The organism is Bacillus sp. mrc49, from assembly GCF_002803435.1.
In genome coordinates this window covers 61,978-84,387 of the sequence record NZ_PHNG01000694.1, presented here as the reverse complement: position 1 = coordinate 84,387, position 22,410 = coordinate 61,978, and the positions used below count along the sequence as shown (strand labels likewise).

19 protein-coding genes, 1 pseudogene and 1 riboswitch are annotated in these 22,410 nt (G+C 44.5%); of the genes and pseudogenes, 13 read left to right on the top strand and 7 right to left on the bottom strand.

Features of this window, described 5'->3' with window-relative positions; genetic code table 11:
* The first annotated feature begins 207 nt into the window (after positions 1–207).
* The 8 genes from CVN76_RS15360 to CVN76_RS15325 all read left to right on the top strand — a co-directional run bounded on the left by CVN76_RS15360 (position 208) and on the right by CVN76_RS15325 (position 10,920).
* Positions 208–1,443: a cytochrome P450 gene (locus CVN76_RS15360; protein ID WP_100532009.1), complete on the top strand. Its 1,236-nt coding sequence runs from the start codon at positions 208–210 to the stop codon at positions 1,441–1,443.
* Between the two features lie 340 nt (positions 1,444–1,783).
* Complete coding sequence (locus CVN76_RS15355; RefSeq protein WP_100531998.1) at positions 1,784–2,443, top strand: phosphatase PAP2 family protein; 660 nt, start codon at positions 1,784–1,786, stop codon at positions 2,441–2,443.
* A 46-nt stretch (positions 2,444–2,489) separates the two neighbouring features.
* Positions 2,490–3,101 carry a DedA family protein gene (locus CVN76_RS15350; RefSeq protein ID WP_100531997.1) on the top strand — a complete coding sequence of 204 codons (612 nt, stop codon included), beginning with the start codon at positions 2,490–2,492 and terminating at the stop codon, positions 3,099–3,101.
* A gap of 188 nt (positions 3,102–3,289) precedes the next feature.
* Entirely contained in the window at positions 3,290–4,921 is a 1,632-nt protein-coding gene (locus CVN76_RS15345) for a spore germination protein (protein ID WP_100531996.1), read from the top strand.
* Positions 4,911–6,134, top strand: coding sequence for a Ger(x)C family spore germination protein (locus tag CVN76_RS15340; RefSeq protein ID WP_100532008.1), 1,224 nt, complete (start codon positions 4,911–4,913; stop codon positions 6,132–6,134). The genes CVN76_RS15345 and CVN76_RS15340 overlap by 11 nt, the downstream gene beginning before the upstream one ends.
* Before the next feature lie 21 nt (positions 6,135–6,155).
* Complete coding sequence (locus CVN76_RS15335; RefSeq protein WP_100531995.1) at positions 6,156–7,301, top strand: GerAB/ArcD/ProY family transporter; 1,146 nt, start codon at positions 6,156–6,158, stop codon at positions 7,299–7,301.
* Positions 7,298–7,531, top strand: a complete 234-nt coding sequence (locus CVN76_RS15330; protein WP_100531994.1) for a hypothetical protein — start codon at positions 7,298–7,300, stop codon at positions 7,529–7,531. The genes CVN76_RS15335 and CVN76_RS15330 overlap by 4 nt, the downstream gene beginning before the upstream one ends.
* A gap of 182 nt (positions 7,532–7,713) precedes the next feature.
* The gene (locus CVN76_RS15325; RefSeq protein ID WP_100531993.1) at positions 7,714–10,920 is read left to right on the top strand and encodes a DEAD/DEAH box helicase; all 3,207 of its coding nucleotides are present in this window, start codon (positions 7,714–7,716) and stop codon (positions 10,918–10,920) included.
* A 78-nt stretch (positions 10,921–10,998) separates the two neighbouring features.
* Here the strand turns inward: CVN76_RS15325 and CVN76_RS15320 are convergent, their stop codons facing one another.
* From CVN76_RS15320 to CVN76_RS15310, 3 genes are all read right to left on the bottom strand, one after another.
* Positions 10,999–11,313 (bottom strand): DMT family transporter, encoded by a 315-nt coding sequence (locus CVN76_RS15320; RefSeq protein WP_061142954.1) that lies wholly within the window; start codon positions 11,311–11,313, stop codon positions 10,999–11,001.
* Positions 11,313–11,654, bottom strand: coding sequence for a DMT family transporter (locus CVN76_RS15315; protein ID WP_100531992.1), 342 nt, complete (start codon positions 11,652–11,654; stop codon positions 11,313–11,315). Before CVN76_RS15315 ends, CVN76_RS15320 begins: the two co-directional genes overlap by 1 nt.
* Before the next feature lie 72 nt (positions 11,655–11,726).
* Positions 11,727–11,826: riboswitch (guanidine-I (ykkC/yxkD leader) on the bottom strand.
* 96 nt (positions 11,827–11,922) lie between these two features.
* Positions 11,923–12,894: a DMT family transporter gene (locus CVN76_RS15310; RefSeq protein ID WP_100531991.1), complete on the bottom strand. Its 972-nt coding sequence runs from the start codon at positions 12,892–12,894 to the stop codon at positions 11,923–11,925.
* A 488-nt stretch (positions 12,895–13,382) separates the two neighbouring features.
* On the opposite strand from CVN76_RS15310, the gene CVN76_RS15305 reads away from it, so the two are divergent.
* Positions 13,383–13,673 (top strand): AbrB/MazE/SpoVT family DNA-binding domain-containing protein, encoded by a 291-nt coding sequence (locus tag CVN76_RS15305; RefSeq protein ID WP_198512575.1) that lies wholly within the window; start codon positions 13,383–13,385, stop codon positions 13,671–13,673.
* Between the two features lie 56 nt (positions 13,674–13,729).
* Here the strand turns inward: CVN76_RS15305 and CVN76_RS15300 are convergent, their stop codons facing one another.
* The 4 genes from CVN76_RS15300 to CVN76_RS15285 form a co-directional block, all read right to left on the bottom strand.
* Complete coding sequence (locus CVN76_RS15300; RefSeq protein WP_100531990.1) at positions 13,730–14,170, bottom strand: GNAT family N-acetyltransferase; 441 nt, start codon at positions 14,168–14,170, stop codon at positions 13,730–13,732.
* Between the two features lie 196 nt (positions 14,171–14,366).
* Complete coding sequence (locus CVN76_RS15295) at positions 14,367–15,512, bottom strand: Ger(x)C family spore germination protein (RefSeq protein ID WP_100531989.1); 1,146 nt, start codon at positions 15,510–15,512, stop codon at positions 14,367–14,369.
* Between the two features lie 4 nt (positions 15,513–15,516).
* Complete coding sequence (locus tag CVN76_RS15290; protein ID WP_100531988.1) at positions 15,517–17,001, bottom strand: spore germination protein; 1,485 nt, start codon at positions 16,999–17,001, stop codon at positions 15,517–15,519.
* Complete coding sequence (locus CVN76_RS15285) at positions 16,976–18,076, bottom strand: endospore germination permease (protein ID WP_157805672.1); 1,101 nt, start codon at positions 18,074–18,076, stop codon at positions 16,976–16,978. The genes CVN76_RS15290 and CVN76_RS15285 overlap by 26 nt, the downstream gene beginning before the upstream one ends.
* 232 nt (positions 18,077–18,308) lie before the next feature.
* Between CVN76_RS15285 and CVN76_RS15280 the strand changes: the two genes are divergently transcribed.
* The 4 genes and pseudogenes from CVN76_RS15280 to CVN76_RS32410 all read left to right on the top strand — a co-directional run bounded on the left by CVN76_RS15280 (position 18,309) and on the right by CVN76_RS32410 (position 22,231).
* Entirely contained in the window at positions 18,309–18,824 is a 516-nt protein-coding gene (locus CVN76_RS15280) for a YfiT family bacillithiol transferase (protein ID WP_100531986.1), read from the top strand.
* A gap of 385 nt (positions 18,825–19,209) precedes the next feature.
* Complete coding sequence (locus tag CVN76_RS15275; RefSeq protein ID WP_100531985.1) at positions 19,210–19,695, top strand: SRPBCC family protein; 486 nt, start codon at positions 19,210–19,212, stop codon at positions 19,693–19,695.
* Between the two features lie 409 nt (positions 19,696–20,104).
* A pseudogene (locus CVN76_RS32415) lies at positions 20,105–21,283 on the top strand (cache domain-containing sensor histidine kinase); the annotation flags it as partial.
* Positions 21,278–22,231: a methyl-accepting chemotaxis protein gene (locus CVN76_RS32410; RefSeq protein ID WP_442857580.1), complete on the top strand. Its 954-nt coding sequence runs from the start codon at positions 21,278–21,280 to the stop codon at positions 22,229–22,231. The pseudogene CVN76_RS32415 and the gene CVN76_RS32410, both read left to right, overlap by 6 nt.
* Positions 22,232–22,410: the final 179 nt, after the last annotated feature.

Sequence of the window (22,410 nt, the reverse complement as noted above, 5' to 3'; positions counted from 1 at the left end):
ATGAGAGTGAATTTCATGTCAGGAGTTAGTCTGGACGATGCATGGTTTGTGGGCTTTATTTACCTTATACTGGAATGGGTGAAGATGTAAGGGGACTGTTAATGGTCTATCAGGGATGCTCGACACTATAACGAATCAACGAAGTAAGCGAATGTTGAACATTCCATCCTTTTGTTAGGTATCTTTTAAAAAGTGGGAGGAGTCGGTATCATGAAAGAAATTATTGCAGTAAAAGAAATTACGCAGTTTAAAACCCGAGCGGAGGAATTCAGTCCGTATGCATGGTGTAGAGAGAAGCTGGAAAATGATCCTGTAAGCTATCATGAAGGAACAAATACATGGAATGTTTTTAAATACGAGCATGTTAAGCTTGTACTAAGTGATTATAAGCATTTTTCAAGTGAGAGGAAGCGTACCACGATATCGGTTGGAGCCGACAGCAAGGAAGGCTCGGTGCCCGATAAGATCAAACTTACTGAAGCCGATCCGCCTGATCATCGAAAACGCCGTTCCCTATTGGCCGCTGCATTCACGCCTAGAAGCCTCAAAAACTGGGAACCTCGGATTCAAGAAATTGCAGATGAATTGATTGAGCAAATGGAGGGAAAATCGGAAATCGATATTGTCTCATCATTGGCGAGCCCGCTCCCGATCATCGTCATGTCCGATTTGATGGGCGTTCCCTCAAAAGACCGTCTTTTATTCAAAGAATGGGTCGATATATTATTCCTCCCTTTTGATAAAAAAACGAAAGATGAAGTGAATGAAAAGAAGATAGTTGCCGCAAGAGAATATTATGAGTATCTATATCCCATCGTTGTACAAAAACGATCGAACCCGGCAGATGATATCATCTCCGATCTTTTGCAGGCGGAAGTCGACGGTGAAATGTTTACCGATGATGAAGTGGTGCGCACCACCATGCTGATTTTAGGGGCAGGGGTCGAGACGACCAGTCATTTACTGGCCAACAGCTTTTATTCCCTGCTATATGATGACGATACGGTCTATCAGGAATTGCATGAAAATCTGGACCTGGTCCCGCAAGCGGTTGAGGAAATGCTTCGCTACCGATTCAATCTGACTAAATTGGATCGCATGGTATCAGTAGATAATGATTTATTGGGAGTGAAACTGAAAAAAGGCGATACTGTGGTAGCGTGGATGAGCGCGGCAAATATGGATGAAGACATGTTTGAGGACGCATTCACCCTGAATATCCACCGTCCCAATAATAAGAAGCATCTAGCTTTCGGAAACGGGCCGCATTTCTGCTTAGGAGCTCCGCTTGCCCGCTTGGAAGCAAAAATCGCCCTTACCACATTCTTGAAAAAGTTCAACAAGATTGAACCGGTGACATCCTTTCGATTGGAGGATCACCTCACCGATTCAGCGACCGGACAAACGCTGACGTCCATGCCCCTTATGGTGCACCGTACTTGATAAAAACCACAAATCCCTTATGCATCGACTTGCATAAGGGATTTTTTCATTTCATCAAGAATAACAATCTTTTTTCCGCTGCAATGCCTTCATTCACTTTCTGAAATTTGTGGTCGGTTAGCTTCGAATGAGGTGAAAAGATGCTAAAATGTTCGAATCCTTTAATCTAAAGTACCCTTAAGTTGAGGTGCCTGTGATGGATAGAGTAGTATGAAAAGTAGAATGTTTTCTATCTCGGCATGCGTATCTCATATTGACGTGCTGGAGTCATTTTTTAAAGCTGAAGAATGGTGAAAGTCGATAGGAAGAAGCGAGCATCAAAAAGTGAAAGGATGTTATTATGAAATTAAAGCTGCAATTGACGATTGCCTTTATAGTGAGTGTGTTTGCCTTACTCGGGTTCAGCTTCATGGCCATTGCCGTAAGTGCCAATGATTACTTGCATTTTGACGGTGAAGTGATTTCCTTTATACAGGGATGGGAGTCGCCGGTACTTACAGGTATCATGAAGGTCTTTACATACATAGGTTCCACCGGTTCCATGATCGTTCTATCCTTGTTCATTTTAATTTTTCTATATAAGGGTTTGAAGCATCGTGTGGAGTTAGTGTTATTTATTGCCGTCATGGCTGGGTCTCCGATCCTCAATGCAATGGTTAAGCTTTGCTTTCAACGGACAAGGCCCGATTTACATCGCCTCATCGAAATAGGAGGCTACAGCTTCCCGAGCGGGCATGCGATGAATGCCATGTCATTATACGGGATTCTCACCTTTTTGTTGTGGCGGCACATCAAGGTTAAGTGGGGAAGGATTCTCTTGATTGTGATGAGCACATCGATGATCCTCACGATAGGGATAAGTCGGATATACTTGGGCGTCCACTATCCTAGTGATATAATAGCGGGTTATTTGGCAGGCGGTTTTTGGATTGCGACGTCGATCTGGTTCTTCCAAAGGTATCAGGACCGCAGGCGGGACAAAAACGATAAGCAAATGTAGGTGAAACAAGCTTTTGGGTGATTCAATACAGTTAGGGGCGTTAGGTATGGAAAACTGGATTACGGAATTCATGAATGATTTTGGTTATATAGGCATCTTTCTTTTGATAGCGTTGGAAAATATTTTTCCGCCCATCCCATCGGAGGTCATTCTGACGTTTGGTGGTTTCATGACAACGACAGCGAATATGACGATCCTTGGTGTCGTGATTGCGTCGACCTTTGGATCAGTGGCTGGAGCGGTCATCCTTTATTGGATTGGTTCGATTCTTGATGTGAAAATAATTGAAAGGTTCGTTGAAAGGTGGGGGCATATTTTCCGGTTAACGGTATCCGACGTCCACAAGGCGAACGCATGGTTTGAAAAGTACGGTGCATGGACCGTATTCTTCTGCAGGCTCGTTCCGTTGATCAGGAGTTTGATCTCGCTGCCGGCAGGCATGTCGCATATGAACTTTTGGCTATTCCTGCTATATACAACATCCGGAACGTTAATTTGGAACATCATTTTAGTGAATGTCGGGGCGGCTGTTGGAGCTTCGTGGGAAGATATCGTCGGATACATGGACATTTATTCAAACATCGTGTATGCCGTATTGGCATTGCTTTTGATTCTTTTCATAGTCTGGATTTTCAAGAGAAATAAAGGCAAAGTGTAATAATTGGATGATTGGGCCATCCAATTCCAACAAAACCGAATAAACCTCAAAGACTGTCGATTTGGCGGTCTTTTTCTTTTGTCTTCGATTCTGGTTGAAATGAACTGAGGAAGAAGGAGGAACACAGAATAAAGGGTATACCCTTTGGACAAAATGAATGAAACGAAAAAGGAATGAGGGTCGGCGCAATGGTTTCTTTTTTCAAACAAAAAAGACAAGGTAAGCAGCATGATACGAAAAAGGAAGAGGACAAACAATCGAAAACGGCTGATTATATCGAAAGCTCCCTTTCTGCCAATATGGAAATCGTGAAGCAAAGAACGGGAAACAGTCCGGATATCATTATCAGAACGTTGAAAATCAGCCAAAGCCCTGAAATAAGAACGACGATTGTGTACGTCCAGGGTCTGATCGATAATCCTAGCGTTACGGATTTTTTAATTGAATCGATGATGAAGAACCCTCATCTGGCAGAGAAAATACTTCCGCAAAAAGCGTTGGACATAATCACCGAAGACGTGGTTTCCCTCGGTGGTGTAGCGACCGTCAATGACTGGGAAAAACTGTTTTTGGCGTTATTATCAGGCGATAGCATCATTTTTGTTGATGGGATAAACACAGCGTTAGTTGCCAGCACGAAAGGGGGAGACCGGCGCTCCATCCAAGAACCAAGCACCCATTTGACCGTCAGGGGATCGCGGGAGGGCTTTACGGAATCGATAGAAACGAACATCGCCATGTTGCGCCGCATCATCAACAGTCCGGATTTATGGATCGAATCGATGAAAATTGGTACGGTGACAAAAACGGATGTTTCAATCATGTATATAAATGGAATTGCGAAAAAAGATATCGTCGGGGAGGTCAAGAAACGCCTACAGCGAATCAATATCGATAGCATTCTTGAATCGGGTTATATTGAACAATTGATAGAAGATCAGGTCATGACCCCATTTCCCACCATGAATCATACGGAAAGACCAGATATGGTCGCGGGGAACCTGTTGGAAGGAAGGGTCGCAATATTCGTTAACGGCACTCCATTCGTCCTCGTGGCTCCTGCCCTATTCGTTCAATTTTTCCAATCTGTCGAAGACTACTATAATCGCTTTGACATTGCATCAGCTACACGTTTTTTACGGATCATCGTATTTATCATATCGATCGTGGGACCTGCCCTCTATGTGGCGGCCACGACATTCCATCAGGAAATGATCCCGACGAAATTGCTCGTCATCGTCGCGGCGCAAAGGGAAACGGTGCCATTGCCTGCCGTCATTGAAGCCCTTCTCATGGAGATAACCTTTGAAATCCTGAGGGAAGCGAGCCTCCGGATGCCAAAAGCAGTGGGTGGGACAATGTCGATTGTCGGTGCCCTGGTCATCGGGCAGGCGGCCGTACAGGCCGGCATTGTATCTCCGGCGATGGTCATCATCGTCTCGATCACGGCGATTGCCAGCTTTGCAACGCCTTCCTATTCCATTGCCATTTCTGCCCGATTGGTGCGTTTTGCGTTCATCATCTGTGCCGGCGTAATCGGATTCTATGGCATGATCTTAGCCTTTATCGTCCTCATCGTCCACTTATGCAGCCTGCGTTCATTCGGTGTCCCGTATATGTCACCGCTGGCACCGTTGAACCCGCAAGGATTGGGTGACACATTCTTCAGAAGGCCGATGTGGGCGTTCAAGGAAAGACCCAAACTCATAAGCTCAAAAGATAACCTGAAACGGGAAGGCGATAATCAAAGACCGCTGCCTCCTGAATCACGTGGAATGAAAACATCTAACGAGGGAAAAGGTGATGGAAATGAATCGTAAAAGACTCGTTCTGCTCTTGATGTTGATCGGCACAACCTTCACCTCCGGCTGTTGGGATAAAACCGAATTGAACGAGATGTCGATCGTCTCTGCCGTCGGAATCGATAAAAATAAAGACGGAAAGTTAGTGGGAACGTTTCAAATCATTAACCCCGTCAATGTGGCGGGGTCACTCCAGGGCGGAGGGGGAACCAACCCCCCCATCTCCATTTATAGGGCCACTGGGGATAATGTGCTTCAATTGGACAGTATCGCTTCAACCAAAATATCGCGTGACATGTATTTTGCCCATGCAAACCTTGTGGTCATAGGTGAGGATGTCGCAAAAGAAATGGGAATCAATTCGATTTTGGATGCTTTCGAGCGCTCCCCGGAATTCCGGGCCACCACGAGGCTCGTCATTGCCCGTGGTGTAAAAGCAAAAGATATCGTCGAAACGCTGACGGCGATCGATAAGTTATCGTCTGAAAAAGTCATCAAAACGATTGAATCGACGGAAAAGCAGCAGGGCGGAAGCATTAACGTCAATTTGCAAGAGGTGATCAAGAATCTCGTCAGCTCCGGTAAAGAGCCGTTGATCAGTGGATTTACAGTGAGGGGGAATACCGGTAAAGAGAATAAAATGGAGAATACTCAATCCTCGAGTATTGCGGCTAATCCAAATGCTGTCGGTATAGGTGTTTTTAAGGATGGCAAATTGGTTGATTGGCTGGATGGTAAACAGGCAATCGGAACGATGTGGGTGATGGATAGGATCGTGAATACGAATGTTAACATTGATTGGGGAGGCAAAAAAGGCGCAATCACCTATCAAGTGCTTCGCCAAAAAACCAATATCGAGCCGAGAATGAAAAACGGCAAACCTAAAATGTATATTACGGTCCGTGCAGAAGGAGATATCCGCGAAGTGAATGTTCCGCTTAATCTTGTGAGTCCGCACGAACTAATAGACATCGAAAAGGAGCTGGCGAGGGATTTAAAGAAGGAAATGGAGAATGCGATCGCAATAGCCCAAAAAAATAAATCGGACATTTTTGGCTTTGGGGAACTGATTCATGAGTCCCACCCTGAATACTGGAAAAAGCATGAAAAGAATTGGGATGATGTGACTTTTCCCAAGCTGGAAGCGGAGATACAGGTGGAGTCCTTCATCCGCCGCACAGGACTGCGGAATAAGCCGTATCTATCGGATATTAAAAAGGGTGATCAATAATGGAAAGGAAGTGCCAACCACATGGAAAAGGCAAGAATCAGCGGCTACCAGCTGTTCGTCCTTATTTTTTTGTTTGAAATGGGAAGTGCACTTTTGGTTCCTCTTGCAGGTGAAGCCAAACAAGGTGCCTGGCTGGTCATTCTCATTGCGACAATCGGCGGCATTTTATTGTTTTTCGTTTATTATGCCCTGTTCCGCTACTACCCAGATCAGATTCTGACTGAATTTGTAAGGAGCATATTGGGCAATTTTTTCGGAAAGATCGTGGCTTTTCTTTATATCCTTTATTTCATGTATCTTGCAGCAAGGGTTTTGAGGGATTTCGGTGAGACACTGCTTACCTTTGCCTATCCGCACGTTCCGTTATTTTTTGCCAATGCAGCCTTCATTTTAGTTGTGATATATACCGTCCGTAAAGGAATAGAGGTACTGGCAAGGACAGGGGAACTATTCTTCGTCCTCGAGAATTTGCTTTACATTACATTCTTTATTCTGATCATCGTTTCAGGCATGATCCATATGAACAACCTCAAGCCTGTTCTTGAAATCAGTGTCCTCGAGATGGGCAAGATGGCCTTTTCCAAAACGATCTTCTTTCCTTTTGGCGAACTCATTGTCTTTTTAATGATTTTCCCTTATTTGAACGAGCCTCAGCGACTGATAAAAATTGGAGTCGCTGGCTTGGCAGCAAGCGGGATCTTCCTTTCTTTCACAATGGCATTGAATATTGCGGTGCTGGGAGTCGACCTTACATTACGCTCCCAATATCCGCTGCTGACGCTGATTCAATCAATCGAGGTCGCTGGATTTTTGGAACGGCTCGATGTGTATTTTTTGTTGAAGCTGATGATTGGCGGATTCATCAAAATAACTGTTTTCACCTATGTAGCGGTAATGGGAACGGCCAATGTGTTCAATGTAAAACAATCATCGCGGCTTGCCTATCCGGTCGGCATCGTCATATTGCTGGTATCGATCGTGATAGCAAGCAGCTATTCGGAACATATTCATGAAGGTCTCGAGGCCGTGCCGATCTACATCCACCTCCCGTTTCAGGTGATCATTCCGCTGCTGCTCCTGATCATTGCTTTTTTCAAGAATCGGAAGAAAACAACCAAGCACCAGCAACATACTACGGAGCTAGAAGGTGGAGTGGATAACAAATGAAATTTTTCGGTATTACGCTATTGTTGCTGGTTCCCTTGGTGCTCTTCTCATTAGGAATGGATATTCTATTAGGATTCGATTTGGATAATTCCATTAAGCATGCCTTCAACCCATTTTTGGTAAAGGACCGTGCGGAATTGATTCTGTTCATGGTGCTTCTTGTCATCTTATTGTTTAGTTTCATTTATCGAAAAAAAGAGAAGGATAACAAATCCAAAGGCCAGCAATGAACGCTTACCTAGCCAGTATGGCATGATAGATGAACTCCATTTCAAATCTTGGTTTGAATGAGGGGTTTGTCTTTTTGCTTTTTTACCACCCCGTTCACCCATTTCATAGTATGATGATGAAATGGGTTTATCTTTCATATAGGATGGTTACATAGAAATCCTCAGCAAGGAGGTCTGCCATTTTGGATATCAAATTAAATCAAAAAATCATAAAAGACATGTGTGGGACAGTCTCCTTCAAAAGAGGGGAGGCCTTTCGGCGCACGAATAAAGTGACTTTTGAAAGCTACCGCCCCGATGGCTGTGAAGCAATTGTCGTTGGAAAGGAAATCTTTCATGTTTCCGTTGCAGCGGATGCCGCCGGCGGCTTAAAATCGACATGCACCTGCCCTACGCTCGCTTCCTTCGCAAAGGATTGCCAGCATATTGCAGCCGTACTGCTGTCGGTTTACGATCATCAGCGCCAAGGAACGGTCCCTGAAGGGGCAGACACAGCCCAGGTAGATGCGTCAAGGCTGTCCGAGGGGTTACTGACGCTGTTCAATAGCCAGACTGTACGAAAAAGCGGCCATCAGCTCCACTTCGAAAACCGGCAGATGCTTGAAGCCGAGTTTACGCTGAAGCCAATATTGATGGGCAAAAGGCAATATATGCTGGGAATGGGACTGGAAATCGGTAAGGTTCATGTAGTGGATGTCCGGGATTTCCTGAAGCGAGTAAAAGAAGGGGAACCTGCCTTGCTCTCCCCGTCATTTCTGTATGACCCTGAGCTTCATTGTTTTCAGCGTGAAACGGACGCAGTCCTGCAGCAGCTCATTACCGTGCTATCGGATGAAAAAGTCTATGCAGACGCCCTAGCGGATGAATCGGAATACAAGATGGACGATCACTTATTGCTTCTCTCTCCATCTTCCTTTACCAGGCTCCTCCCTTTCTTTGCCAGTGTACCGTGGGTGAAGCTGGCTCATGGCGGCAAAACGTTTCAAGGTCTGCTGATTTCAGGCGAATCGCTTCCTTTGCGTTTTCATTTTAACCAAAGCGAGGGTGAAGGATATCGACTGGATGTTAAAGGCTTGAATGAGATGATCGTCATGGATGCATATAATACGGTTCTATTTGATGGAAGTCTCGTCCAGCTCGTATCCGAGGATTGCCAACGCCTATCTGACTTGAAGCAAATGCTTGAAGATTCAGGGATGGATCGAATTCCCATCCATTCTGATCAACTGGAATTATTCCTCGACAAAGTTGTGCCGGGCTTGAAAAGGCTCGGGGAAGTCCATATTGCAAGGTCCATCAGTGAACGGTTTATGGCGGCACCGCTTGTGGCCAAGCTATACCTCGATCGAGTGAAAAACAGGCTGCTTGCCGGTTTGGAATTCCATTATGAAAATATCGTGATCAACCCCTTGGATGAATCCAAATTACCTGCGATGCTCATAAGAGATGCAACAAAGGAGGCGGAAATACTAACGCTTATGGAGGATGGCCGATTCGCCAAGACGGACGGTGGTTACTTCCTGCATAATGAAGAGTTGGAGTACGAGTTTTTATACCATATCGTCCCGAAACTCCAAAAGTTGGTCCAGATCTATGCCACGACAGCGATAAGAAACCGAATATCGCGGGGGAATTCGGCACCGCGCATCAGGGTGAAAATCAAGAAGGAACGAACGGATTGGCTGGAATTCAAATTTGAAATGGACGCGATCCCCGATAAGCAAATACGTGAGGTGTTGGCAGCGCTTGAAGAAAAGCGGAAGTATTACCGCTTAAGGAATGGATCGCTGCTTTCCCTAGAGACGAGGGAGTTCGAGGAAATCCAACGTTTTCTGAAGGCACTTCCCGTACAGGATCAAGATCTGGAAGGCAGTCTGAACATGCCAATCGTAACAGGGCTACAGCTTCTGGATTCCGTAAACGACAGCGGCACATTCACGATCGAGGAATCATTCCGTAAGTTCCTGGAAAACATCAAGAATCCGGATAAATTGGAGTTCCCAGTGCCAATGAGCCTGGAGCCGATATTGCGTGATTATCAAATACACGGCTACAAATGGATGAAAATACTTGCCGAATACGGATTCGGAGGAATTCTTGCAGATGATATGGGACTCGGTAAAACCCTGCAAAGCATTACGTTCATCGTATCGGAGCTGCCCGACATTCGTAAGGAAAAGCTCCCGGCCCTCATTGTCTGCCCCTCATCCTTAACCTATAATTGGCTGGCTGAATTCACAAAATTCGCTCCGGATATCCAAGCTGTCATCGTCGATGGCCACAAGCTTGAGCGGACAAAGCTATTAAGGGAAGCAATGGACGTGGATGTCGTGATCACCTCGTATCCGCTGCTGCGGAGGGATATTTTATGGTTTGAGAAACAGGACTTCCATACGGTGTTCTTTGATGAAGCACAGGCGTTCAAGAACCCTGGGACACAAACGGCCCGGGCGGCCAAGAAGATAAAGGCCGGACATCGCTTTGCGCTGACGGGCACGCCGATCGAGAATTCGCTTGAAGAGCTCTGGTCACTATTTCATGTTGTCTTTCCCGAGCTGTTCATGGGGTTAAAGGAATATAGCAACCTCTCCAGGAAGAAGATATCCCGGAGGATCCGGCCTTTTTTGCTGCGGAGGATGAAAGAGGACGTACTTGGGGAGCTTCCGGAAAAAATCGAGTCGCTCGAATCGAGGGAGCTGCTTCCAGATCAAAAGAAACTATACGGTGCCTATTTGGCGAAGCTTAAAGCTGACACGCTCAAGCATCTCGACAAGGATACCTTCCGCAAAAACCGGATCAGGATTCTCGCTGGCTTGACCAGGCTGCGGCAGATTTGCTGTCACCCCGCCTTGTTTGTGGACGGGTATACAGGCAGCTCAGCGAAGTATGAACAGCTGATGCAAATCATCGAGGAATCGAAGCTTTCAGGAAGACGGGTGCTGATTTTCTCGCAATTTACCAAGATGCTTCAAATGATCGGCAGGGATTTAGCTAGGCAGGGACTAGACTACTTCTATTTGGATGGACAAACACCAGCGAAGGAACGTGTGGATGTCTGCAATCGATTTAACGCGGGAGAACGGGATATATTCCTCATTTCTCTGAAAGCTGGAGGTACTGGGCTCAATTTGACCGGTGCCGACACGGTCATTCTTTATGACCTTTGGTGGAATCCGGCCGTTGAGGAGCAGGCTGCCGACAGGGCCCACCGAATGGGGCAGGAAAACGTGGTCCAAGTCATCAAACTCGTTGCCCGGGGCACCATCGAAGAGAAAATGAATGAGCTTCAAGAGAAGAAGAGGCATCTGATTGAGGAAATCATCGACCCTGGAGAGAAGTCATCATCCGCACTTACAGAAGAAGACATTCGGGAAATTTTGATGATATAGGAAGGGGGGAAGCTGTTTCAGCCACCGTCATAGCCCTTCCTGTTAGGCCGCCTGCAAATGGGCGGCATTTTTTCTAAATTAGGAAACGAGTTTCAAGCCGACAGCTGCACATAGCACCATCGCTATGAACACGATTCTCCGCCAATCTTTCGATTCACCATATAGGAGCATCCCGATTATCGCTCCGCCTGATGCGCCGATTCCAGTCCATATCGCATAGGCCGTTCCCATCGGCAATGTTTGCATGGCATAAGCAAGAAATAGGAAACTTGCACCGAATCCGGCGAATAACAGCGTCAAGGATTGCCAATTCCGGTCTTTATGCAATTTATTGATCATCGCAACACCAAACATTTCACATAGACCCGCTAAGATTAAAGAAATCCAAGCCATCATGATTCCTCCCCTTTTGCAGCTTTATCATCGGTCACTACCTTTAAACCGATTACCCCTCCTAATAATAGGAGGATCAATAGCGTTTTGCTTAACTTGAATGATTCTCCAAAGAAGATGATTTCAGATAAAACGGTCCCGGCGGTCCCCATCCCTACAAAAACGGCATATACCGTTCCGACGGGAAGCTTCCGTCCAGCCATGATCATCAAATAAAAACTGATGATGATGGAAATGACGGTTCCGGTCCAAGTCCAAAAACCATCCGCATGTTTTAAGCCAACCACCCAAAAAACCTCAAAAAAAGCTGCAATGAATACTTTAATCCAGTTGATATTCATGACACCAACACCTCCAATATCATTATTCTTTACCAAAAAACAAAAAAGCCCAAGAGATGACTGTTAAACAGTATCTCCCAGGCTTTTATCCTTCCGTGACACAGCAAGCTGTGAGTTTTCTCTCGGACCAGGCCAGCCATAGACGAGCTGCGGAACCCTAGAAAACATTTGACGTATGCAATTACTTTACATTATACATACTTTTAAAACATACTCAAGAGAAAAATCATGACAAAATCAAGTAACGCTTCATGATGCAAAGCACCAATCAGGCACTGACTGTCCGTTTTCGGGCTGGCCCTTCATTTTTATGTGATACATAGCTATGCAGGATCATTCCGATGATCACGATGAAGATGCCGAACCACGATAAAAGGGAAGGAATCGCTAAAGCAAGGAATAGTAATTCGCCAGCCAGGGCAAAAAGCACTTCCATTGATTGAGTGGCTTCGACGGAAGCTAATTTCTGCATATTTCCGCGTGCCATATCGGTCGCCTTGAAAAAAAGGACGGTAGCAATAACGCCGGAAAATAAGGCTACCAAAAGGGATTGAAAGCTCTGCATCTTCGTCGGGGCGCCTACTGTCATGAATCCGTAAATGGAAAGCAGGAACCAAAACGGTAGACTTGCCAAAGTCATGCCTAATACCCTTTGATAGGCATCGAGCCTCCCTTCTGACACTTCCATCATTTTACGATTCCCCAAAGGATATGCGAATCCGGCGATGATGATTGGAATCACGCCTAACCAGAGGTTGGTCATGGAAATATGCTTCGTATGCTCCAGCTGCATCAGGATGATACCGAGCAGGATGATCATCGACATGAAGAGCCCTTTTACGGAAATCTTCCCTCTTTGCCTTTTAAGCCCATCTTTCGTTTGGATATTTTCAAAAAAGAGCGGGGCCAGCAAAGCTCCCGAAATGATCGTGATTTGCCAAGTTCCGGCAATCAGCCAACCCGGTGAGTAGGCGGAGGCAAAGCATAAGGGGGCATAAAATAACCCGAAGCCCACAAAACTCCAAAGCAGCCAAGGTCCCGGCCGTTCTCCCATCACACGCAGTAGGGGAAGCAGGTTTTTCCTGCTTAAAACGATACACAATAGAAAGGGCACCATGAAAATATACCTCAGCGAAGCACTCCAAATCCAACTCCCGCCAGACAATTCCATCGCCTGATTCAAAACGAACGTAAAGGCAAAGAAGAAAGCTGAACAAATCCCTAATATAATCGGACGCAATTGACTCACCTCAATCTGTTTTATGAGCCAATAATTAGCCAAGACCCTGAAAGTATGGCAATTGGCTTTCGTTATGGTGATACGAACATATTCGCATATTCGCAGTGGGAAGGAGTTAAAGAAATTTTCTAAATATATAATCAACCAATATAAATTGTCCTTCAAAAGTGATGGAAAATCAACAGGATTCTGCTAGATTTGAAAAATCATGCTTCATCGTTCGACATGAACGTTTTGTCGGCACGGAACGGAAGCGCTATCATTTTCGCGTTTGATTTGCCAGTATATTCTATAAGGAAGGAGTATAAACGTTGACACGACGGGGTTCAGAGCCGTTTAAGTTAAAAAAATATATAAAGGTAGATAATATCCGAAGATGCGAGAATTGACGGATATGGTAGGGAGTGGTATCTTTATAGAAGTGCAAATAATGTCGAATGCTGACGAAATACATAGATGCAACATTCGCAAGAAAATGAGTGGGGTAAATAATCATGAAATCTACAGGTATTGTACGTAAAGTTGACGAATTAGGACGGGTAGTCATTCCGATTGAACTACGCCGTACATTAGGAATTAAAGAGAAAGACGCTTTGGAGATCTATGTCGAACAAGATCGTATAATCCTTCAAAAATATAAACCAAACATGACTTGTCAGGTAACAGGTGAAACATCCGATGACAATATGAAACTAGCTGACGGAAAATTGATCCTAAGCGCTGAAGGTGCTGAACTTCTAATTAAGGAAATTCAAGCTAGCCTCGAAACTGCTAAATAAAGATAAAAGGCATCCAAGAGCAGGGAAATAACATTTCCCTGCTCTTATTTTTATTATTAGACGATGGAGAAATGATAAAAATAATTCGATTCGCGAGCGAATCCTATCTTTTCGTAAAGGCTTTGTGCCTTCACATTATCCTTACCTGTCTCGAGTGTAATCCCCTTTGCGCCTGATTCCCTTGCGAAAGCGATCGCCGCCTTCAATAACTCCTCGCCATATCCCTTTTTGCGAGCTGAATCCTTCACAAATAAGTCGTTCAATATCCATGAATGCCTCATGCTTACTGATGAAAAGGAAGGATACAGTTGTACAAACCCAACAGCATCCTCCTCTTCAAAGGCCATGAACACGACAGAATCTCCATTCGCCAGCCTTTCACCCAAAAAATTCCTTGCAGAAACAAAATCAGACACCTGCTCATAAAACACTCTGTATGCATCAAAAAGACCCGTCAGAGATTCGAGCTGGTCCAATGTAGCTCTCTGAATATTCATATTTGAAACCTCCAAATGATTTGAATACTCATAATTTACCATTTGTTGGTGCATAATGAAACATATTCATGACTTCTTTACGCGTGTTGCTCGTTTTTTTGAAGGTTTTCCATTGTGTTTGGGCCATTAACTCGTGAATGTGGTGCACGGCTTGCATTTCAGCAGTTATATATTGTGCGAATGAAGCATTGCGCCATCATCTTAAAGGTTTAGCTTCCAAGCCGCCTGTGTTCTTGATATGGATTTTGACGTTGATATCATGGATTGAATTGTGATCCAGGTAATCTTTCGGTTCTTTAATATCATTTTCCTGCCAGTATTTCGTTTCTTTGATATAGAGGATTTTGCCTAGGCTTAGCGGATCTGCATTCTTTTTGAGTCCTGCTTCAAAGGTCGATTGAATCTCTTTTTTTATTTGGCTTTCAAATTTCCGTTTTATTTTATTCATATCCATTTGCGTATCGAGTCCGAGTATTTTGCCTGGCACGACAACCTCGATATCATATTTAAACTTTCCGTTCTTGAAAACTGGTTTCACTTTATGATAGGGATGGGAGAAGGAAGCATAGATATCTTCCTTGTTAAAGCTAATATTTACGGGTGCCTTGATGGTTTCTTTAGTTAGCCAGCGGACGCCGCTCAATTCTTGTTCAGAAAACCAGGGCTGTGAAACTTTGAAGAAAATGACAAAGGCTCCATCCATATAAAGGCTTTTGCGTTTAGTCCCTTTTTCTTTCCACACCTTATTGTTCCAGCTAATGGAAGGCAAAATGGTCGTCGATGCTTTTTCACGTTGATTGGAATAATATTTTTGAACGGTAATGGGTTTAACGAATGAACGATTACGATAGACATCTTCAGGTAGATATAAAGTCGTGTACAAAGGTGACAAATTAAAATAGCCATTGATGGAAAAAAGCTCATCCATGGAACTTTTCGTGGCGAAAATATTGGCTGAGTATCTAAGCAATTGGTTCCTATAAATATAATCGACTATTTCGGTGCTTTGCTGTTTCAGTACATTTTCACTTAGTACAAAGGTGGAAACATGCCCCATATAAAGGGCTTGCTGTGTATTATGCATCAGTTGGTTTATGGCCGTCGAAATGGAACGGCCTTTTTCCTTTCCTACATATACAGGAGGATTTTGCGTCGGTTTCGCTTCCGTTTTAGCTACGGCAGCGAAGTCCACAAGCTGCGCATAAACGATATATTCCCCATCTTTGAAATCGATGCCGATCGCTGTTATATAGTGGAAATCCTGGATCGTTTTTTCGTCCCAGCAACCGGAAAGTAACAGGAATAAGGGAATGGTCAACAAAATTTTAGTGATGCGGAACATGTCCTTATGGCCCCTTTCTTGTCTTATCTTTGGCACCTAGGGATCGCTTGGCCATTGAATTCCACGGCCTCTGTATGAAGGAATCCAGGACCTTAGTCAATCTTGGCGGGTTTAGTCCGCCAATATAGGAAACACCGAATGAATCGAGTCTTGATAATAAGGTGACGACGGACAGGAAGCCGATGATGCACCCGTAGATTCCATAAATGCAGCTGAGTGCCAGGACGAGCATGCGTAAGATGGTGACGGCTCCAGTTAATGATTGATTGACAAGGGTATAAGAAGCGACAGATGTAACAGCTGTTACCACTAGCATCGTTTGGGAGGTCAGCCCTGCCCGGATTGCGGCATCACCGACAATGAGCCCGCCGACCACTGCGACGGTCTGGCCGACGGCTTTAGGCAATCTCACTCCGGATTCACGGAATAACTCGAATAAAATGAGCATGAGAATGAACTCCATCGTCGCAGACAACGGAAGCCCGAATCTTGAAAGGGTTATGGTGGCAAGTAAAGGAAACGGCACCTGTTCGATATTGAAAGCGGAAATCGATATCCAGAACCCTGGCAATAAAATGGTAATGCCCAGTCCCAGAAAACGGAGAAGCCGTTCAAGGCTTACATACAAATAAGGAAGATTCGAATCTTCAGCTGTTTTAATTTGCAATAATAATGTAGAAGGGGCGACAATGACCGTGGGCATCCCGTCAACGATCAGGATGAACCTTCCTTGATTGAGGGCCTCGACTACAAAATCGGGACGGCTCGTATAATGAGTGAGTGGGAATATGCTGAATTTACTGTTTGAGATCATTTCCTCCAATTGCTGGCTGCTGACCAATATATCAATATCGATCGATTTCATCCTGTCTCTAATATTGGTGATAAGATCTTTATTGACGATGTCATCCATGTACATCAGCGCTACTTTCGTTTGACTTCGCCTGCCTACGATAAAATCCTCGTAGGCGAGTGATTTTGTTTTTAAACGCTTTCTGACCAAGGCTGTATTTATGCTTAAATCTTCGACAAACCCATCTCTTGGCCCCCGTACTGAAACCTCGAAGGAGGATTCCTCAGGCTGCCTGTTCGGGACATTGGACAAATTCATCGAATACACCTTCTGGGTGGACGGGATGAACAACAAAGCGTAACCGGAGAAAATCAACTGTTGTACACTAGTGAATTCATCATCGATGGTTACTTTCGTCAAATCCACCAACGGGTTCAGCTTGTTAATGGTTTCCTCCGCATCGATTTTCTCATCCAACTCCATCATTTTGTTCAGTTTTTCCAATATCCCCTCATTCAATAAACTGATGTCGACCATGCTCGAGCAATAAAAGATAAGGGCAGGAATGGGATTTTCGGTTTCACCGATATAAATCGTGTCGAAGAGGATGTCTGAACTCTTGCAGAACAACTTGCGAAATGTTTCCTCCTTCAATTCAGGCAGTTCCGGTTCATTTTTGGATCGTTTCATTCTCATGCTTTTTCCCCTCCTTCGAATGGATGAATGTGCCGATAAACAAAAAGGCGGTCAAAAGTAAAAGGAAATAAAAGGTGCCAGGGTAATAATAGTTTTGACTGATATGCAGGAATTTGAAATTACTGAAGGGCACGATGGAGATGATCACCATGAGAAAGCCGATGGCGAAAAGGATTCCGAGCTTCATATTGTTGGATTTTCCTTTGAAGTTCTCCGTTATAAGGAATAACGCCAAGGAAACACGGATATAAGCACCGGCAAGCCATTGATAAATGGAAAAGAAATCGGTATGTTCGATATATTTTCCAATTGTTAGCAAGCGCCATTGTTCATAGGCGGGGTATCTCATGGCTTCGGCTAAGATCGGTCCAAATTCCGCGATTGCTGCAGTCAGCGGGCCAATAAGCAGGAACAACAAGCCAAGGCATAAAAGGGCCAGTCCCTTGCGGCTAAGTGTATCGGAAAGTTTTTCCTGGAAAAAAGCAAGTAAAATCAGTTCAGCAAAGCCGTACGATGAATAAAGAAAGGCTCTAGTGCCGTGAAAATAACCATTCTCAAATAGGGGAAGAAGGTGGCTATAATCTTTTTTCGGAATATTTCCCGTCGCAACAAACAAGCCAAGAATTACGACAATCGGCAATAAAACGGAAGAACTGATGGCAATGGAACGCAAGCCAGAGTGGGCCATGAATATGCATAGCAAGGCAAACGGAAGGATGATGGCCAAACTAGGGGTTTCAAAAAGGAAGCTTGTCGTGATCCAATCCATCGTTTCCTTCGTGGTGGCCAAAATCAGGCTTATCAGATAAATCATGGTGAAGAATAAAACGATATTTTTAATCGGTTTGCCGAATTTATTCTCAAGCCAAGCCGCCAGAGTTTCATTATTCATGTTCTTGATTATCCTTGATAAGAGATAGACCCAAATCGGGATCAACCCGATAGTAAGAGCGGCAAAAAACCAAGCATCCCTTCCGCCGGCAGAAAGAAGGAAGGGGATCAAGATGACATGATTAAGAAGGCCAATAGATAAAAAGAAAATACTAAGAACTTGTATCGAACTAATTTTCTTCAAAATGCTCTTATCCCCATTTCCATTGTTGAGTAAATTGTTTAAATAACCGCGATCATATATTTGTTTATGGTTGCTAAAAGTGGGAATAGTATACCTTTAATGATTTGGATTAATATTCCTGCTGGGAAATCATCGAATGAGCAAGCATAAATGCCGTCGATGACAGAGGATTTATCATGAGTGATAAAGAATGTAATAATATAGGTTGGTGAACATAAAAGGAGCGATGTAGATGGATTTGAAGTACCCGGTTGGGACATTTCAATTTGATGGGGAAATCGCAAGTATGGCCGATGGTTGGATCAAAGAGATTGGGGCTTTGCCTGGACTGCTTAAGGAGGCTGTAGGCAACATGGATGATGAACAGCTTGATACGGCTTATCGTCCGGGCGGGTGGACGGTGCGTCAAGTCGTGCACCATGTTGCAGATAGTCATATGAATGCGTATGTCCGTTTTAAGCTTGCTCTTACAGAAGAAAATCCAGCCATCAAACCTTATGAACAGGGACGCTGGGCAGAGCTGCCTGACTATGAAATGCCGGTTGATATATCGCTGACTCTATTAGAGGCGGTTCATGGCCGCTTGCACAAGCTGTTATCAGGCATTTCCGCCGAAGATCTGAACCGGACATTCCTTCATCCTGAATCAGGAGAGGTGAAGGTCGGAGAGAACATCGGCATGTATGCGTGGCATGGCCGCCATCATCTTGCTCATATCACTTCTTTATCAAAACGCCAGGGGTGGTGAATGTGGCAATATCCCTGCTGAAGGTTGTGAAACTTTGAATGCAAAGGTGAAAGTCGAGCAGGTAACCCCAGCTTAATGAGCTTTCCGACCTGCAAGTCCTGGATGATGCGTGTCGTTTTAAACTTGAACCTCGAATGAAAAGTCTGGGGCACTGTTTTCTTTAGGGCGTATAATTACAGGGTGAGGTAGGCGGGAGCCTCCAGTTCCATAAGCAAAATGGCGAAATGAACGACCGGGACTGGTTACAAACGAAGTGGCATAGGACGTTCACTCTATGGAAATGACTGTATTTATCCTGGATACATGGGAGGGGATTCTTCCAATAATGTGTATATTCCCTTGATAATGTATCGGAATATGATGAAAATTGATTGGGGTGATTTAGATGCAAGCTGTCATCGAAAAAGAAGGGAACGGGATTATCGCCAGATTCGATCGCCAGTTCAATCATTCAGTGGAAAAGGTATGGGATGCTTTAACGGAGAATGATGAGCTGGAGAAATGGATGTCCAATCTGGAAATAAAGGACCTTCGAAAAGACGGAAACATTCAATTCAATTTCAATGATGGGTCGGGGAAATCCTTTGATATGAAGATAAGGGATTTTCGGGAACTTGCCGTTTTAGAGTTTGAATGGGGCGATGGCTGGGTTCGTTTCGAGTCATCTCCTGAAAAGGATGGATGCTCGCTGATTTTGACGGAATCCATCATTACGCTCAGTGATCATACATCAAAGGATTTGGCAGGCTGGCATGTGTGTCTCGACATGCTAAGGGAAGTATTGGATGGGCGTGCGATTGACTTTCCGATGGAGGCATGGAAAAAGTGGCATGAGGAATATATCATCGCCGTCAAACGGATCGACGGCTAGAAGTAATGGAAATACATAAAGGTGGGTACGAAACACAGGCAGCTGGCCTGTGTTTTTTTTGTATGTGAACCAGGCGGAAAGGTTATCGCGGGTTTAATCCGTTTATTCGTAAATGGAGCATGGCTGGCTCACAGACTGATGCTGGTCATGAAATCATGTAATATATGGAAAAATGAGCAGCTCGATGAAACCCTGGAATAAAGGGTGATTTGGCGAGAAATGCATGTTTTCTGTTAATTTTCACATCATTTACACTGTCTAAATGGTATTATTAATGCGACTCGTACCTTTGGACCCATTCGATTCAATAAAATTGGTAATTGACAATAGTAAATTGGGTATATAGTATGTTTATGTGGAAAAATAAAGTAAGTCATGGAGAATAAGGTATGATCCATTTTGTGCATAGATGGCATCTGTGTTTTCACGTGAAAGAATAGGGAGGAAGATGTTAATGGGAAGTTCACGGGGTGGCAAGAAGGAAAAAGTAAAGAGAAGGATATCAATCCGGGTAAAATGGTTACTATTCATTTGTTTATCCGTTTTTCTTGCGATAGTGGTAGCCGTTTCGATTATGGGGGTGAAGGTAACGTCCATTTTTAAAGAAGATAGTAGATCCCTCAACAAAAGTTCGGCACAAAATGCTGCGACACAAATCAATCTGAGCATGGCTACCTATGAAAATTCGCTAGAGCAATTATCTCAATTAATCTCCAATCAAGTTAGAAGCGGTGATTCGATCAAGGACATCCGTAAGACAGTAGAAGCATTCCAGACAAATAATGAGGACTTGATTTCGGTTTATTATATGGATGGGAAGGATGGTTCCCTGAACGCTTCGCCCGTAATGGAGTTCAATCAGGACGCGCGGGAGACCAAAACTTATACACAGCTGACGGAAAGGCCAGAAACGAAATGGATGGATGTGTATAAGGATACGACTTCAGGAACGATCATGACTTCCGTTGTCACACCGGTTTTAGTGGACGGTAAAATGGTCGGGGCCCTTGGTTATGATATTGACCTCTCGACCATCGGGAAAATGAGGTCCAATATCGAAAAAGATTCAACTAGCAGTCTGATCATCCTGGACTCACAAGGGTTTATCGTAAGCTCCTTCATGAAGGACATGGACGGTAAGAATATGAATCCTGAAAAAAGCGGGATGGAAGAGGGCGTTGAGGATTTCGTTTCGGACACCGACCGCTTCGATTCGGAGTTCAAGTGGGTGGCGGACATGTATGATGGGGAAACGACAGCCAATCAACCCTTGACCCTGGGAGATGAGGAGTTTACAGGTGAAGTGAGTGAAGTACCAGGAGTGAACTGGAAAGTATTGGGGTTTACTCCTGATAAGATCCTCCAAACCAAGTTGGATGATATGAAAAACATCGTCTTGATATCGATAGTATTAGGATTGTTATTCGGGACTTTATGTGCCCTTTATTTAGCAGGAAAATTAACGAAGATCATGGCCGACTTCAAGAAGGTAATCGAAAAGACGGCGAATGGTGATTTAGTAACCGAATTTGCTTTTACCTCGAATGATGAGATCGGGGATTTGAGCATCAGCTATAACTCGATGCTCGCGAAATTAAGGGGATTGGTTGCCAAGGTGAACGGCAATGCCGAATCGGTGACGGATGCCAATGCAGGACTAAGCCAAATAGCTGCAGAGAATAGCTCGGCGATTACGGATGTTTCACGCGCGATAGACGAGATTGCATCTGGTGCATCCAATCAATCTGAACAAGTCGAGCATGGAGCGGGCACCATCCAGGTATTGAGTGATGAAATCGATGGGTTGTCCAAACAATCCAGGGAGACCCAATCCGTATTGGAGCTCGCATCAAAAAAAATCGAATCAGGGAAACAACAGGTTGGCAGCCTGGAAACTTCTTATCAAAAATTGGAGCTGGCGTTTACGGCAGTCACCGATATGAGCTTAAGGCTTGTGGAGAAATCGAAAACCATTTCCGATGTTACGAATGCGATTTCGAAAATATCGGAGCAAACCAATTTGTTATCCTTGAATGCATCGATAGAGGCGGCGCGCGCCGGTGAATCTGGCAAAGGATTTGCGGTCGTGGCAAATGAAGTGCGGAGCTTGGCGGATGATTCGAAAGAGGCTACCAAAAACATTCAGGCCATCATCCAGAGCATTCTTTCCGACACGGAGGAACTGCTGAAAACGACGAATGAAACGAACCAAATCAGCAAGGATCAAAAAAATGCCGTGATTACAGTAAGTGAGGCCATGAAAGAGCTGGAGGACTCGGTCGGTAGGATCTCCAATTCCATTCAGGAAGAAACAAGATCGATCGAAAGCATCAATCAGCAAAAAGAAACGGTCGTTCAAGTGATTGAAGAAATCACCGCTGTTTCCCAGCAAACAACGGCTTCATCAGAAGAAATTGCCTCATCTATGGAGGAACAAGCTGCTTCATCCATTGAACTTGCCCAATATACGGAGCAGCTTACACAATTAATAAATGATTTGGAAACCACGCTTGGGGAATTCCAGATAAACAAGTAAAGTCACGGATAAGGCAAAAGGGGAGACCGCTCAATCGGGTTTCCCCCTTTTGGCATGCGCATACGGTGAACTCTCTTGTGATGATCGCAGGGGTCATCTCTCTTTGGCGGACATTTCCACTGGAAGTACAAAGGTACAATTTTGCGAGTCTGGTCAAGCAACCGGTGCCTTTTCAGGTA

Bases quoted from the DNA above. Each gene is read 5' to 3' on its own strand.
- CVN76_RS15355 (WP_100531998.1), top strand. From the start codon at position 1,784: ATGAAATTAAAGCTGCAATTGACGATTGCCTTTATAGTGAGTGTGTTT.
- CVN76_RS15350 (WP_100531997.1), top strand. From the start codon at position 2,490: ATGGAAAACTGGATTACGGAATTCATGAATGATTTTGGTTATATAGGC.
- CVN76_RS15345 (WP_100531996.1), top strand. From the start codon at position 3,290: ATGGTTTCTTTTTTCAAACAAAAAAGACAAGGTAAGCAGCATGATACG.
- CVN76_RS15340 (WP_100532008.1), top strand. From the start codon at position 4,911: ATGAATCGTAAAAGACTCGTTCTGCTCTTGATGTTGATCGGCACAACC.
- CVN76_RS15335 (WP_100531995.1), top strand. From the start codon at position 6,156: ATGGAAAAGGCAAGAATCAGCGGCTACCAGCTGTTCGTCCTTATTTTT.
- CVN76_RS15330 (WP_100531994.1), top strand. From the start codon at position 7,298: ATGAAATTTTTCGGTATTACGCTATTGTTGCTGGTTCCCTTGGTGCTC.
- CVN76_RS15320 (WP_061142954.1), bottom strand. From the start codon at position 11,313: ATGGCTTGGATTTCTTTAATCTTAGCGGGTCTATGTGAAATGTTTGGT.
- CVN76_RS15315 (WP_100531992.1), bottom strand. From the start codon at position 11,654: ATGAATATCAACTGGATTAAAGTATTCATTGCAGCTTTTTTTGAGGTT.
- CVN76_RS15300 (WP_100531990.1), bottom strand. From the start codon at position 14,170: ATGAATATTCAGAGAGCTACATTGGACCAGCTCGAATCTCTGACGGGT.
- CVN76_RS15295 (WP_100531989.1), bottom strand. From the start codon at position 15,512: ATGTTCCGCATCACTAAAATTTTGTTGACCATTCCCTTATTCCTGTTA.
- CVN76_RS15290 (WP_100531988.1), bottom strand. From the start codon at position 17,001: ATGAGAATGAAACGATCCAAAAATGAACCGGAACTGCCTGAATTGAAG.
- CVN76_RS15280 (WP_100531986.1), top strand. From the start codon at position 18,309: ATGGATTTGAAGTACCCGGTTGGGACATTTCAATTTGATGGGGAAATC.
- CVN76_RS15275 (WP_100531985.1), top strand. From the start codon at position 19,210: ATGCAAGCTGTCATCGAAAAAGAAGGGAACGGGATTATCGCCAGATTC.
- CVN76_RS32410 (WP_442857580.1), top strand. From the start codon at position 21,278: ATGCTCGCGAAATTAAGGGGATTGGTTGCCAAGGTGAACGGCAATGCC.